This is a genomic window from Streptomyces ficellus (genome assembly GCF_009739905.1).
GTDB lineage: Bacteria > Actinomycetota > Actinomycetes > Streptomycetales > Streptomycetaceae > Streptomyces > Streptomyces ficellus_A.
This window is the reverse complement of record NZ_CP034279.1, coordinates 911,111-925,693: the sequence shown is the minus strand read 5'-3', so window position 1 is coordinate 925,693 and position 14,583 is coordinate 911,111. Positions and strand designations below refer to the sequence as shown.

The window sequence follows — 14,583 nt, the reverse complement described above, 5'->3', positions numbered from 1 at the left end:
CCGCCCAGCGGTGCGCTCATCGGTCCGCGCCGAGCACGCCGACGAACAGCCCGGGGCCGGCCTGGTCGTACGGCACGAACTCCACGGACAGCCCGGCGGCGCGGAACGCGTGCTCGTACTGCTCGCGGGTGAACAGCGTCATCACGTGCGTGTCGGTGAAGTGCTGGATGCCGTGCTCCGGTTCGGCGACCACGTAGTGCACCTCCATCCGGCTCACACAGTGCTCGTCGTGGCGCACGGTGTGCGAGACGCGGGAGATCGTCCGCCCGTCGACCTCGACCACGTTCCCGGCCACGTAGCCCGGCAGGAAGGTGTCGGGGGACCACCACGGCTCGACGACGGCCACTCCGCCGGGCGTCAGGTGCCGGGCGAAGGAGCGCAGCGCCGCGTCCAGCTCCGCGGTCGTCGCCAGGTAGCCCACGGAGCTGAACATGCAGGTGACGGCGGAGAAGGAACGTTCCAGCCGGAGGTCGCGCATGTCGCCCTGGTGGATCGGGACGCCGGGCACCTTGGTCCGTGCGGTACGCACCATGTCGTCCGACAGGTCGACGCCCTCGACGTGGGCGAACCGCTCGGAGAAGTACCGCAGATGGGATCCGGTGCCGCAGGCGACGTCCAGCAGGGATGTCGCGTCGGGCTTCCGGTCGAGGACGGCCCGGACGGTGACGGCCGACTCGGCCGCGTAGTCCTTGCCGCGCCCGCGGTAGATCGCCTCGTAGATGTCGGCCCTGTCGTACAGGTCCAGGACCTCTGCCGTGTTCACGTGACGCCTCCTTGGCCGATCGGCCGTCGTGGAGCGGCCGGGCCCGGTCGGGGCCCCGGTCCCGGTCCCGGGGGGCTGCCGCCCGCCCGGGGAACCGGGGCCGGACCCGGCCCGGCCGCTGGGGGATTCCCGGTCAGTCCCGGGCCAGCCTGACGAGCACCTGGCCCTTGTACTCGCCGCCCAGCAGCCCGAGGAACGCCTTCGGCGCCTGCTCCGGGCCGCCCTCGACGACGCTGTGCGGGAAGACGATGCGGCCCTCGCGCAGCCACTCGCCGAACTGCCGCTGCCAGTCCGCGATGGCGTCCGGCGTGTACGGGGTGCTGAAGCCCTTGATGACCACGTCCCGGCCGACGGCCGGGTCCAGGTCCAGGGTCGGGTTCTTGCCGGACAGCGCACCGCACAGGACGAAGCGGGCGCCGTGCGCGGCGTTCTGCATCGCGGCCTCGAACTGGTCGCCGCCGACGGTGTCGAAGTACACGTCGACGCCGTCGGGGGCCAGCTCGGCGAGGCGGTCGCCGAGCGACCCCTCCTTGTAGTTGAACGCGGCGTCGAAGCCGAGCTCCTTCACCACGTACTCGACCTTCTCGTCGCTGCCCGCGCTGCCGATGACGCGCTTGGCGCCGAGGCACTTCGCGATCTGGCCGGCCAGCGAGCCCACACCGCCCGCGGCGCCGGAGACGAACACCGTGTCACCCTCGCGGATGTCGGCGCTCTTCACCCCCCAGAACGCCGTGGGGCCCTGCTGGGCCAGGAAGTGCTTGACGTCGGGCAGCGAGCCGGCGTCCAGCTTGGTGAACTCCTCGGCCGCCGCGACGGCGTACTCGCGCCAGCCGAGGTTGTGGGACACCACGTCACCCACGGCCAGGTCCGGGCTCTCCGACGCGACGACGGTGCCGACCGCCGGGAACCACAGCGGCTCGCCCACCTCGAAGGTGGGGAACGGCAGGTCCGGGTCGGGCTCCAGGCTCAGCATGAAGCTCATCGCGTACGCGAGTGCCATGTACTCGTTGCGCACCAGCACCTCTCCGGAACCGGGACGGCGCACCTCCGTCTCCACCACGGCGAAGTGGTCGAGCGTGATGTCACCGTCCGGCCGTGCGGCGAGGTGCACTTCCTGCGCGGTGGAGGGAATTCGGGGGGTGGTCACAGGGTCTCTCCTCAGTTCCAGCGATGAACGCGGAACCAGCGTAGGGGTGTTCGGCTAGAGCGGCCCTCGATTCCCCCTGGAACGGCGGCCTCCGGAGTGGACGGCCGAAAATCGCGGGCCGGGGGTGTTCAATTCCGGCAGATCCGGCCGGGATCGGTCGTCGACACCCGGACGAAATCGGCCTCGCCCTCGAACGTGGCGACATGGTTCCCCGCCGCGTCGAATATCTTCGAGGTCCCCTTGGCGTGGTACGTGCCGCCGCTCTGGGTGGCGTCGTCGCTGATCTCCGCGTGCCCCTGCGGGGTGCCGTCCGGGGAGGGGAAACGCTCGGTGATGCGGTACGAGAACGTCTTCCAGCCCGTGGGATACCAGTGCCCGGTCCCGGTGGCGCCGCCACCGCCCTTCAGGCACGCCTTGCCCCGGTGGTCGAACGAAAGCGAAAGCGTGTGCGTACCTCCGGGCGTTTCCACCTCCGCCTCCCAGACTCCCAGGGGCAGGAAATCACGCCATTTCGCGCCGGACACCGGGGTGGATTTCGCGCCGGTCGTCGCCGAATCCGCGCCGGCCGGCGTCGTGGTCCGGCCGTGGGCGGTGGTGGCGGCGAGCGGAATCGTCGCCAGGGCGACGGCGGCCACGGCCAGTACTGTCGTTCTACGGCGCGGGAATCGTTGCATCATGTCGTCCTTTTCTGCTTTCCGCGGGGAATTCGACGGGAAGGGGTGACGGGAAGGCGTTACGGGAAGTGGTAGCGGGAACTCGTCCCGCCCGGCGGGCGGTCAGGCGGTGACGGGGGAGGGCGCCCGCCAGGTCTTGAGGTCGAACCCGGGCCGCGCCGCCTCGTCCGGGGTGGGCCGGGGGCCGTCCGAGGCCAGCAGCCGGCGAGTGATCATGTGGTCGGCCGGGCGGTTCACCGACTCGGTGCCCACCAGCAGGCCGTCGCGGAAGCACAGCACGGAGAACCGCCCCGCCGGGTCCCCCACCGTCACCCGGTGGTCGTGCGCCCGGACCACGCCCGCGATCTGCACCCGCAGGTCGTACTGGTCCGTCCAGAACCACGGCACCGCCGTGTACGGCGCCGACGCGCCGCACAGCTCGGCCGCCACGTGCCGGGCCTGGTCGGAGGCGTTCTGCACGGACTCCAGCCGCAGCCGGCCCGCCGCGTGCGGACTGGGGAACCGGGCGCAGTCCCCGATGGCGTACACGGCCCGGTCGCTGGTGCGCAGCCGTGCGTCGACGACGATCCCGCCGCCCACCTCCAGCCCCGCGTCCGCCGCCAGCTCCACCTCCGGCAGCACACCGATGCCCACGACGACCACATCGGCGGGGATGCGCCGTCCGTCGTTCAGCTCGACCACCCGGACGTGCCCGTCCCGGTCGCCCGCCAGCGCGGTCACCTCACGCCCGAGGAACAGCTCCACGCCGTGCGCCTCGTGCTCGGCGGCCAGCCGCGCCGAGACCTCCGGGCCCACCGTCCGCCCCATGACCCGGGTGCCGGCCTCGACGACCGCCGTCCGCACGCCCAGCCCGCTCGCCGTCGCCGCGAGCTCCAGACCGATGAACCCGCCGCCGATGACGGCCAGATGACGCGCCCCGGCCAGCGCGCGGCGCAGCGCGTCGGCGTCGGCCAGGCTCCGCAGGACCCGCACACCGGTGAGCCCGGCCCCCGGCACCGGCAACGACCGCGGCCGGGCCCCGGTGGCCAGCACCAGCCGGTCGTAGGGAAGGGTCCGCCCGGACGCCAGGACGACGGCTCCGGCGTCCCGGTCGATCCGCGTCACCCGGTCCTGGCGCACCCGCTCGATGCCGTGCGCGGAGTAGAACTCCTCCGGGCGCAGATCCAGTCCGGCGGCGTCCATCCGGCCCGCGAGGTACGCCTTGGACAGCGGAGGGCGCTGGTACGGGACCGCCCCCTCCTCACCGACCAGCGTGACCTCACCGGTGAAGCCGCGCTCGCGAAGCGCGGCCGCCGCGTCCGAACCGGCCTGACCGGCACCCACGACGACCACCCGCTGCCCGGTCATCAGCTCTGGACCTCCGGCAGGTGCACGACCAGCCCGTCGATCGCGTCGGACACGGGCAACTGGCAGCTCAGCCGGCTCGTCTCACGCCGCGGACTGGCCGTGCCGTACAGCACGTCGTCCTCGACCTCGTCCATCGGCGGCAGCGGCAGCGTATTGGCCTCGTCTATGTACACGTGGCAGGTGCCGCACTGGGCGGAACCGCCGCACTGCGCCTCGATGCCGGGCACGTTGTTGAGCTTCGCGCCGCGCATGACGCTGTTCGGTTCCGGAACGTCGACCACGGTCTCACTGCCGTCCGGATGCGTATACCTGATCTTGGCCATGGCGCCCTCCTCGTAGAAAACCGTCCGGCTGTACGCCCGGTACGCCCGGAACGCCCCTGCGCCCGCGACTGTGGCAACGCGGACTGGGGGTCGGCTGGAGCGACCCTCGAAACGCCTCCCGCCCGCGCGACGACGCGATCCCGCCCGGGCCCCGGCTCGACCCGGCCGCTACCGGGCGTCGATGCCCCGGGGCCAGCGTCCCGGCATGACGCTTAAGACCCTGCGTACGCCCGACACCCCCGCCAAGGCGGCCGGACGCCTCCGGCTGATCCTCACCGCCTGCTGCCTGGGCCAGTTCATGAACGTGCTGGACGCCTCCGTCGTGAACGTCGCCCTGCCGGTGATCGGCGCCGAACTGGGCTTCGCACCCACCGGTCTGAGCTGGGTGAACAACGCCTACACCATCACCGTCTGCGGCTTCCTGCTGCTGGGCGGGCGGCTCGCCGACCTCTTCGGACAGCGCCGCGTCTTCCTGGCCGGGGTCGCCCTGTTCACCCTCGCCAGCAGCGTCGGCGGGATGGCCGACGACCCCTCGACCCTCGTCCTCGCCCGCGCCTTCCAGGGGCTGGGCGCCGCCGTGATGGCCCCGGCGACCCTCACCGTGCTCGGGACGACCTTCACCGCGCCCGGCGCGCGGGCCAGGGCCTTCGGCATGTGGAGCGTGATCTCGGGCGCCGCGGGCGCGGTGGGCGTCCTCGCCGGCGGGCTGATCACCGAATGGCTCTCCTGGCGCTGGATCCTGCTGGTGAACGTCCCCATCGGCCTGCTACTCATGGCGCTCGTGCGCTGGGTGGTCCCCGAGACGCCCGGGCGCCCGGAGGGACGCCGGGGCCTGGACGTACCCGGCGCCCTCACCGTCACCGGCGGGCTGATGGCACTGGCGTACGGCATCGCGGAGTCGCACACCTACGGCTGGCACGCGCCCCGCGTCATCGCGGGCCTGGCCGCCGGAGCGATCCTGCTGGCGCTCTTCGTCCTGATCCAGGCCAGGTTCGCCACCTCACCGCTGGTGCCGCCGGCCATCTTCCGCAACCGCGCGGTGACCACCGCCAACCTGGTGGCGTTCTTCAGCATCGCCGCGCTGTTCAGCACCTTCTACTTCTTCACCCTGGTCCTCCAGCAGGTCCTGGGCTACAGCCCCCTGCACACCGGTCTCAGCTACCTGCCCCTGTCGCTGGGCATCGCCTTCGGCGGCTTCGGGGTGTCGTCCTTCGTGCCGCGGACCGGCCCGCGGCCCGTCCTCATCGGCGGGCTCGCCCTGTCGGTCGCCGGCCTGATGTGGCTGTCCGGGGTCGACGAGCACTCCGGCTACACGGCCGACGTCCTCGGCCCCGCCCTGCTGCTCGGCTTCGGCATGGGCGCCGTCCTCAACGCCACCACCAACGCCGCCACCTCGGGCCTGCCGCCTCGCCAGGCCGGGCTCGCGTCCGGGCTGCTGAACACCACCCGCCAGCTCGGCAGCGCCATCGGGCTCGTCACCCTGGCGACCCTGTCCGCCGCACGGGCCGAGTCGGAGGTGGCCCGCGGGCTGACCACGCCCCAGGCGCTGGCATCCGGCTACGGCCTGGCCCTGTTCTGCGCGGCGCTGTTCGCCCTGGCCGGACTGCTCGCCGCACTCGCCGTACCCGCCTCCCGGCCGGTCCGGAAGGGGTCCAGAGCCTCTCGAGGCGACACGGAGACGCTGGCCGCCTGAAACGAACTGGAGGTTCTGCGGTGGCAACCACTCGGTCCGCGACCACACCGACCGACCCGCTGAGCGAGTTCCGCGCCCAGCGGCCGGTCTGGACGACGACCACGACCGGCGACGGCACCACGGTCGAGCACACGACCATCGAGGTCCCTGCCGACTACGCCCACCCCGGCGGGGCGCGCCTCACGCTCGCCCTCAGCCGCCACCGGGCGACCGACCCGGCCCGCCGGCGCGGCATCCTGCTCTCCGTCAACGGCGGTCCCGGCGGCGACTGGGGCAGGGGAAGGGGCCTCGCGGCCGCGTACACCGGCACACCCGTGCACGAGGCGTACGACCTGATCGGCTTCGACCCCCGCGGCACCGGGGCCTCCACACCCCTGCACGCCGAAGTCACCCTGCCCACGGCGCCCTTCGACTCCCGCCCCCCGGACTCCGCGTTCGCCGCGCTCACCGAGGACATGCGGCTGCGGGAACTGGCCTGCGAACGGGCGGGCGGCACCCTGCGCCCCCACATCAGCACCCGCAACACCGCCCGGGACATGGACCTGATCCGCGCCGTGCTCGGCGAGGAGCGGATCAGCTTCGTGGGCTACGCCTACGGCGCGTACGTCGGCGCCGTGTACGGCACGATGTTCCCGGACCGGCTGGACCGCAGCGTCCTCGACTCCTGCGTCCACCCGGACTGGACGTGGCGCGAGCAGTTCCTCTGGCAGGGCGACGCGGTGCAGCGGAACGTCGACCAGTGGGCGCGCTGGACCGCCGACCGCCACGACCGCTTCGGGCTCGGCCGGGCGCCCGGTCAGGTCCTCGCCACCGTCGAGGACGTCGTCGCCCGGCTGGAGAAGCTCGACGACGGCAGCCACCTGCGCACCCTCCTCGACGGAGCCGTCGGCAACCGCGCCGCGGACCGGGCCCGGTGGGCCGAACTGGCCGACCTGGTCGGCGGAGTCCGGGACGCCACCGCCGCCGACGACACCACGACGGCCCGCACCCTGCTGTCCGAACAGGGCACCTGGCGGCCGAGTGACAACGAGGGCGAGCTGCGCACGGCCGTGCTCGAAGCGGTGACCCTGGAACACGAGTGGCCCAGCGACCCGGAGGTCTACTACCGGGACATGCGGGAGTTCCGCGAGCGGTTCCCCTACGGGTACGGGGTGCTGCGCGCCCAGCCGTGGGTCGGCGCCTTCCGCACCTTCACCGCACCCGAGGAACCGGTCGCCCCCGCCCGCGACGGCTACCCGGTGGGCCTGATCGTCCAGGCCGACGGCGACCCCATGGACCACTACGCCGGAGGCGTCGCCATGGCGGAGCGCCTCGCGCACCACCTGATCACCGTCGAGGACTCGGGCGACCACGAGGTCTACGCCCTCCTCGGCAACCCGCACGTGGACGACCTCGTCAACGCCTACCTCGTCGACGGCGTACTGCCGCCGCCGCGGGTCAGCGTCCCCGGAACCACCCCCAGGCCGGACGTCCCGGCCGACTCCGATTCCCGCAACGTACAGAGGAGCACCTCCGCATGACGACTGTCGCCGACCGTCAGGACTTCAAGGTCGCCGATCTCTCCCTGGCCGCGTTCGGCCGCAAGGAGATCACCCTCGCCGAGCACGAGATGCCGGGCCTGATGGCGATCCGCAAGGAGTACGCCGAGACCCAGCCGCTCGCCGGCGCCCGCATCACCGGCTCCCTGCACATGACCGTGCAGACCGCCGTCCTGATCGAGACGCTGGTCGCCCTCGGCGCCCAGGTCCGCTGGGCCTCCTGCAACATCTTCTCCACCCAGGACCACGCCGCCGCGGCCATCGCCGCCGCGGGCATCCCCGTCTTCGCCTGGAAGGGCGAGACCGCCGAGGAGTACTGGTGGTGCACCGAGCAGGCCCTGACGTGGCCCGGGCAGGCGGGGCCCAACATGATCCTGGACGACGGTGGTGACGCCACCCTCCTCGTCCACAAGGGCGTCGAGTACCAGAAGTCGGGCGCGCTGCCGGCGCCGGACAACGAGGAACTCCGCATGATCCGCGCCCTGCTGGAGAACAGCCCCCTCGACTGGACCCGTCTCGCCTCGGAGATCCGTGGTGTGACGGAGGAGACCACGACGGGTGTGCACCGTCTGTACGAGATGCACCGGGACGGCACGCTGCTGTTCCCGGCGATCAACGTGAACGACGCGGTGACGAAGTCGAAGTTCGACAACAAGTACGGCTGCCGACACTCGCTGGTCGATGGCATCAACCGGGCCACGGATGTCCTGATCGGTGGCAAGGTCGCGGTCGTGTGCGGGTACGGCGATGTCGGCAAGGGCTGTGCGGAGTCGCTGCGCGGCCAGGGTGCCCGTGTGATCGTCACCGAGATCGACCCGATCTGCGCGCTGCAGGCGGCGATGGACGGCTACCAGGTCACGACCCTGGACGAGGTGATCGGCCAGGCCGACCTGTTCATCACCACGACCGGTAACAAGGACATCATCATGGCCGCGGACATGGCCAGGATGAAGCACCAGGCGATCGTGGGGAACATCGGTCACTTCGACAACGAGATCGACATGGCCGGTCTGGCCAGGATCCCGGGCATCGTCAAGGACGAGGTCAAGCCGCAGGTCCACACGTGGACCTTCCCCGACGGCAAGACGATCATCGTGCTGTCGGAGGGCCGGCTGCTCAACCTGGGCAACGCCACCGGTCACCCCTCGTTCGTGATGTCGAACAGCTTCGCGGACCAGACGCTGGCCCAGATCGAGCTGTTCACCAAGCCCGAGGAGTACCCGACCGACGTCTACGTGCTGCCCAAGCACCTGGACGAGAAGGTCGCCCGCCTGCACCTGGACGCGCTCGGTGTGAAGCTGACGACGCTCCGCCCCGAGCAGGCCGCCTACATCGGCGTCGAGGTCGAAGGGCCCTACAAGCCCGACCACTACCGCTACTGACCCGGAACCCGCTACCCCCTTGGAGTGCGCATGTCCCGCCGCCTGTTCACCTCGGAGTCCGTCACCGAGGGGCATCCCGACAAGATCGCCGACCAGATCAGCGACACCATCCTCGACGCGCTGCTCCGGGAGGACCCCACCTCCCGCGTGGCCGTCGAGACCCTGATCACCACCGGTCAGGTCCACATCGCCGGTGAGGTGACGACCCGGGCGTACGCGCCGATCGCGTCCCTCGTCCGCGAGAAGATCCTGGAGATCGGCTACGACTCCTCCGCCAAGGGCTTCGACGGCGAATCCTGCGGCGTCTCGGTCTCGATCGGCGCCCAGTCCCCGGACATCGCGCAGGGCGTCGACACCGCCTACGAGAAGCGCGTCGAGGGCGCCGCCGCGGGGCACGACGGCGACGAGCTCGACAAGCAGGGCGCCGGCGACCAGGGCCTGATGTTCGGCTACGCGTCGGACGAGACGCCCGAGCTGATGCCGCTGCCGATCCACCTCGCGCACCGGCTGTCCAGGCGCCTCACGGAGGTCCGCAAGGACGGCACCGTCCCGTACCTGCGCCCCGACGGCAAGACCCAGGTCACCATCGAGTACGACGGTGACAAGGCCGTCCGCCTCGACACGGTCGTCGTCTCCTCGCAGCACGCCTCCGACATCGACCTCGAGTCGCTGCTCGCGCCCGACGTGCGCGAGTACGTCGTCGAGCACGTGCTGCGCCAGCTCGCCGACGAGGGCATCAAGCTCGACACCGAGGGCTACCGGCTGCTGGTCAACCCGACCGGGCGGTTCGAGATCGGCGGCCCGATGGGTGACGCCGGCCTGACCGGTCGCAAGATCATCATCGACACGTACGGCGGCATGGCCCGCCACGGCGGCGGTGCCTTCTCGGGCAAGGACCCGTCCAAGGTGGACCGCTCGGCCGCCTACGCGATGCGCTGGGTCGCCAAGAACGTCGTCGCGGCCGGGCTCGCCTCGCGCTGCGAGGTCCAGGTCGCCTACGCCATCGGCAAGGCCGAGCCGGTCGGGCTTTTCGTCGAGACCTTCGGCACCGCCAAGATCGACGCCGAGAAGATCGAGAACGCCATCGGCGAGGTCTTCGACCTCCGCCCGGCCGCGATCATCCGCGACCTCGACCTGCTGCGGCCGATCTACTCGCAGACCGCCGCGTACGGCCACTTCGGCCGTGAGCTCCCCGACTTCACCTGGGAGCGCACCGACCGCGTCGAGGCCCTCCGCGCGGCGGCGGGAATCTGACATGCGTATCGCCGTCACCGGATCCATCGCGACCGACCACCTGATGGCCTTCCCCGGCAGCTTCACCGACCAGCTCCTCGCCGACAGCCTGGACAAGATCTCCCTGTCCTTCCTCGTCGGCGGCCTCGACGTCCGGCGCGGCGGGGTCGCGGCCAACATCGCCTACGGACTCGGGGGGTTCGGGCTCGACCCGGTCCTCGTCGGCGCCGTCGGCGACGACTTCGCCGAGTACCGCGTCTGGCTCAAGGAGCACGGCGTCGACACCGACGCCGTCCACGTCTCCGCGACCCGGCAGACGGCACGCTTCTCGTGCGTGACCGACCGGGACATGAACCAGATCGCGGCCTTCTACGCCGGCGCGATGAGCGAGGCCCGTGACATCAGCATCGGGCACGTCGCCGAGTACGCCGGTGGACTCGACCTCGTCCTCGTCGCACCCAACGACCCCGAGGCCATGCTCCGGCACACCACCGAGTGCCGCGCCCTGGGCATCCCGTTCGCCTCCGACCCCTCACAGCAGCTCGCCACCCTCACCGGCCCCCAGATCGCCCACCTCGTGGAGGGGGCAACCTGGCTCTTCACCAACGAGTACGAGGCGGCGCTGCTCCTCGAACGCACCGGCTGGGAAAGGGCGGACGTCCTGCGCAAGGTCGGCGCCTGGGTCACCACCCTGGGCGCCGACGGCGCCCGGATCGAACGGGACGGCGACGCGCCCGTCGTGCTGCCCGCCGTCCCCGCCCGGTCGACGGCCGACCCGACCGGCGTCGGCGACGCCTTCCGGGCCGGGTTCCTGGCGGCGACCGGCCGCGGCCTGCCCGCCGAGTCGGCCGCGCGCCTGGGCTGCGCCCTGGCCACCACCGTCCTCGCGGCCGTCGGCCCCCAGGAGTACGAGGTGGACCCCGCGGCCCTCTTCGCCGACATCACGGCCGCCTACGGCCGCGAGGCCGCCGCCGAGTTCACCCCCTGGCTCGGGGAGGCCCCACGATGAGCGCCCGGTCGACGGCTCTCCGCGAGGCGCTCGCCTCCCGCGTGGTCGTGGCCGACGGAGCCATGGGCACGATGCTCCAGGACCAGGACCCCACCCTGGAGGACTTCCAGCAGCTGGAAGGCTGCAACGAGGTCCTGAACGTGACGCGGCCGGACATCGTCCGGTCGGTCCACGAGGCGTACTTCGCCGTAGGCGTCGACTGCGTGGAGACCAACACCTTCGGCGCGAACCTCGCGGCCCTCGGGGAGTACGACATCCCGGAACGCGTCTTCGAACTGTCGGAGGCGGGGGCGCGGATCGCCCGTGAGACCGCCGACCGGTTCACCGCCGGGGACGGCCGGCAGCGCTGGGTGCTCGGTTCCATGGGGCCCGGCACCAAGTTGCCCACGCTCGGCCACGCCCCCTACGACGCGTTGCGCGACGCCTACCAGCGGAACGCGGAAGGGCTGGTGACCGGGGGTGCCGACGCGCTGCTGGTGGAGACGACGCAGGACCTTCTCCAGACCAAGGCCGCGGTGCTGGGCGCCCGGCGGGCGCTCCAGGCCCTGGGTGAGGACCTGCCGCTGATCGTCTCCGTCACGGTGGAGACGACGGGGACGATGTTGCTGGGTTCGGAGATCGGGGCGGCGCTGACGGCGTTGGAGCCGTTGGGCATCGACATGATCGGGCTGAACTGTGCCACGGGTCCGGCGGAGATGAGCGAGCACCTGCGGTACTTGGCGCGGCATTCTCGGGTGCCGTTGTCGTGTATGCCGAATGCGGGTCTGCCGGTGCTGGGCAAGGACGGGGCGCATTATCCGCTGTCGGCCGGCGAGCTGGCGGACGCGCAGGAGAACTTCGTCCGGGAGTACGGGTTGTCGCTGGTGGGTGGGTGCTGCGGTACGACGCCGGAGCATTTGCGTCAGGTGGCGGAGCGGGTGCGGGGGCTGGTTCCGGCACCTCGTGATCCGCGTCCGGAGCCGGGGGCGGCGTCGTTGTATCAGACGGTGCCGTTCCGGCAGGACACCGCGTATATGGCGATCGGTGAGCGGACGAACGCGAATGGTTCGAAGAAGTTCCGTGAGGCGATGCTGGAGGGCCGCTGGGACGACTGTGTGGAGATGGCCCGGGACCAGATCCGCGAGGGCGCCCACATGCTGGACCTGTGTGTGGACTATGTCGGCCGGGACGGTGTGGCGGACATGGAGGAGCTGGCCGGCCGGTTCGCGACCGCCTCCACGCTGCCGATCGTGCTGGACTCCACCGAGGTCGAGGTGATCCGGGCGGGGCTGGAGAAGCTCGGCGGCCGAGCGGTGATCAACTCCGTCAACTATGAAGACGGCGACGGCCCCGAGTCACGGTTCGCGAAGGTCACCGCGCTGGCCCGGGAGCACGGTGCCGCGCTGATCGCGCTGACCATTGATGAGGAGGGTCAGGCGCGGACGGTGGAGACGAAGGTCGCGATCGCCGAAAGGCTGATCACCGACCTCACGGAGAACTGGGGCATCCATGAGTCGGACATCCTCATCGACACGCTCACGTTCACGATCTGCACGGGTCAGGAGGAGTCGCGCAAGGACGGGATCGCCACGATCGAGGCGATCCGGGAGCTGAAGCGGCGTCATCCCGAGGTGCAGACCACGCTGGGCCTGTCCAACATCAGCTTCGGCCTGAACCCCGCGGCGCGGATTCTGCTGAACTCGGTGTTCCTGGACGAGTGTGTGAAGGCGGGTCTGGATTCGGCGATCGTGCATGCCAGCAAGATCCTCCCCATCGCCCGGTTCGACGAGGAGCAGGTCACCACCGCGCTGGACCTGATCTACGACCGGCGCGCGGAGGGTTATGACCCGCTGCAGAAGCTGATGGAGTTGTTCGAGGGGGTCAACACCAAGTCGCTGAAGGCGGGCAAGGCCGAGGAGCTGGCGGCTTTGCCGTTGGAGGAGCGGCTTCAGCGGCGGATCATCGACGGGGAGAAGAACGGTCTGGAGGCCGACCTCGACGAGGCCCTCACCACCCGCCCCGCCCTCGACATCGTCAACGACACCCTGTTGGAGGGGATGAAGGTCGTTGGTGAGTTGTTCGGCTCGGGTCAGATGCAGTTGCCGTTCGTGCTGCAGTCGGCCGAGGTGATGAAGACGGCGGTGGCACATCTGGAGCCGCACATGGAGAAGACGGACGACGACGGCAAGGGCACCATCGTGCTGGCCACGGTCCGTGGTGACGTCCATGACATCGGCAAGAACCTCGTCGACATCATCCTGTCCAACAATGGCTACAACGTGGTCAACCTCGGTATCAAGCAGCCGGTTTCGGCCATCCTGGATGCCGCGGACGAACACAAGGCCGACGTCATCGGCATGTCCGGCCTCCTCGTCAAATCCACCGTGATCATGAAGGAGAACCTCGAAGAACTCAATGCCCGAGGTCTCGCCTCCCGCTTCCCGGTCATCCTCGGCGGCGCCGCGCTGACCCGGGCGTATGTCGAGCAGGACCTGCACGAGATCTACCAGGGCGAAGTCCGCTACGCCCGGGACGCGTTCGAGGGGCTGCGCCTGATGGACGCGCTCATCGCGGTCAAGCGCGGCGTCCCCGGCGCCACCCTGCCCGAACTCAAGAAGCGCAGGGTGCCGGTACGCGAAACCGCGCACGTCGAGGAGCGCCCGGAAGCCGGCGCCGTCCGTTCCGACGTGGCCACCGACAACCCCGTACCCCAGCCGCCGTTCTGGGGCACCCGGGTCGTCAAGGGCATCCAGCTCAAGGAGTACGCGTCCTGGCTGGACGAGGGCGCCCTGTTCAAGGGCCAGTGGGGCCTCAAGGGCCAGGACACCATCGAGACCGAGGGCCGGCCACGGCTGCGCGGCTGGCTGGAACGGCTCCACACCGAGCAGTTGCTCGAAGCGGCGGTCGTCCACGGCTACTTCCCGTGCGTCTCCAAGGGCGACGACCTGATCGTCCTGGACGAACGCGGCTCCGAGCGCGCCCGCTTCACCTTCCCCCGCCAGCGCCGCGGCCGCCGCCTCTGCCTCGCCGACTTCTTCCGCCCCGAGGAGTCCGGCGAGACGGACGTCGTCGCCCTCCAGGTCGTCACCGTCGGCTCGCGCATCGGCGAGGCCACCGCGGAGCTGTTCGCCGCCGACTCCTACCGCGACTACCTCGAACTGCACGGCCTGTCCGTCCAGCTGGCCGAGGCCCTCGCCGAGTACTGGCACGCGCGCGTGCGCGCCGAACTCGGCATCGCCGGGACCGATCCGTCGACGCTCGACGGGATGCTCCGCACCGAGTACCAGGGCTGCCGGTACTCCCTCGGCTACCCCGCCTGCCCCGACCTGGAGGACCGGGCCAAGATCGCCGACCTGCTCCGGCCGGAGCGGATCGGCGTCCACCTCTCCGAGGAGTTCCAGCTCCACCCCGAGCAGTCCACCGACGCCATCGTCGTCCACCACCCCGAAGCGAGCTACTACAACGCCCGCTGACCCGCCGCCCCCGTGCCGAGGC

11 protein-coding genes are annotated in these 14,583 nt (G+C 71.0%); 6 read left to right on the top strand and 5 right to left on the bottom strand.

Annotated elements, in window-relative coordinates:
* Positions 1 to 16: 16 nt before the first annotated feature.
* The 5 genes from EIZ62_RS03975 to EIZ62_RS03955 form a co-directional block, all read right to left on the bottom strand.
* On the bottom strand, positions 17 to 763 hold the full coding sequence (locus EIZ62_RS03975) for a class I SAM-dependent methyltransferase (RefSeq protein ID WP_244375442.1): 747 nt from the start codon (positions 761 to 763) through the stop codon (positions 17 to 19).
* 133 nt (positions 764 to 896) lie between these two features.
* Positions 897 to 1,910 (bottom strand): MDR family NADP-dependent oxidoreductase, encoded by a 1,014-nt coding sequence (locus EIZ62_RS03970; protein ID WP_156691326.1) that lies wholly within the window; start codon positions 1,908 to 1,910, stop codon positions 897 to 899.
* Between the two features lie 128 nt (positions 1,911 to 2,038).
* The gene (locus tag EIZ62_RS03965) at positions 2,039 to 2,545 is read right to left on the bottom strand and encodes a hypothetical protein (protein ID WP_156691325.1); all 507 of its coding nucleotides are present in this window, start codon (positions 2,543 to 2,545) and stop codon (positions 2,039 to 2,041) included.
* Between the two features lie 141 nt (positions 2,546 to 2,686).
* Positions 2,687 to 3,931, bottom strand: coding sequence for an NAD(P)/FAD-dependent oxidoreductase (locus EIZ62_RS03960; RefSeq protein WP_156691324.1), 1,245 nt, complete (start codon positions 3,929 to 3,931; stop codon positions 2,687 to 2,689).
* Positions 3,931 to 4,254, bottom strand: a complete 324-nt coding sequence (locus EIZ62_RS03955; RefSeq protein ID WP_156691323.1) for a 2Fe-2S iron-sulfur cluster-binding protein — start codon at positions 4,252 to 4,254, stop codon at positions 3,931 to 3,933. The genes EIZ62_RS03960 and EIZ62_RS03955 overlap by 1 nt, the downstream gene beginning before the upstream one ends.
* A gap of 205 nt (positions 4,255 to 4,459) precedes the next feature.
* Here EIZ62_RS03955 and EIZ62_RS03950 point away from each other — a divergent pair, with 205 nt between their 5' ends.
* The 6 genes from EIZ62_RS03950 to metH are packed head-to-tail and all read left to right on the top strand — an operon-like array spanning position 4,460 to position 14,561.
* Positions 4,460 to 5,947 (top strand): MFS transporter, encoded by a 1,488-nt coding sequence (locus EIZ62_RS03950; protein WP_167536330.1) that lies wholly within the window; start codon positions 4,460 to 4,462, stop codon positions 5,945 to 5,947.
* Positions 5,948 to 5,967: 20 nt separating this feature from the next.
* The gene (locus EIZ62_RS03945; protein WP_244375440.1) at positions 5,968 to 7,467 is read left to right on the top strand and encodes an alpha/beta hydrolase; all 1,500 of its coding nucleotides are present in this window, start codon (positions 5,968 to 5,970) and stop codon (positions 7,465 to 7,467) included.
* A complete protein-coding gene (ahcY, locus tag EIZ62_RS03940; protein ID WP_156691321.1) occupies positions 7,464 to 8,867 on the top strand; it encodes an adenosylhomocysteinase in 1,404 nt (467 codons plus the stop codon). Before EIZ62_RS03945 ends, ahcY begins: the two co-directional genes overlap by 4 nt.
* Positions 8,868 to 8,897: 30 nt before the next feature.
* The gene (gene metK, locus EIZ62_RS03935) at positions 8,898 to 10,121 is read left to right on the top strand and encodes a methionine adenosyltransferase (RefSeq protein WP_156691320.1); all 1,224 of its coding nucleotides are present in this window, start codon (positions 8,898 to 8,900) and stop codon (positions 10,119 to 10,121) included.
* Between the two features lies 1 nt (position 10,122).
* Positions 10,123 to 11,109 (top strand): carbohydrate kinase family protein, encoded by a 987-nt coding sequence (locus EIZ62_RS03930; RefSeq protein WP_156691319.1) that lies wholly within the window; start codon positions 10,123 to 10,125, stop codon positions 11,107 to 11,109.
* Positions 11,106 to 14,561 (top strand): methionine synthase, encoded by a 3,456-nt coding sequence (gene metH, locus EIZ62_RS03925; RefSeq protein WP_156691318.1) that lies wholly within the window; start codon positions 11,106 to 11,108, stop codon positions 14,559 to 14,561. Before EIZ62_RS03930 ends, metH begins: the two co-directional genes overlap by 4 nt.
* The last annotated feature ends 22 nt before the right edge of the window (positions 14,562 to 14,583 follow it).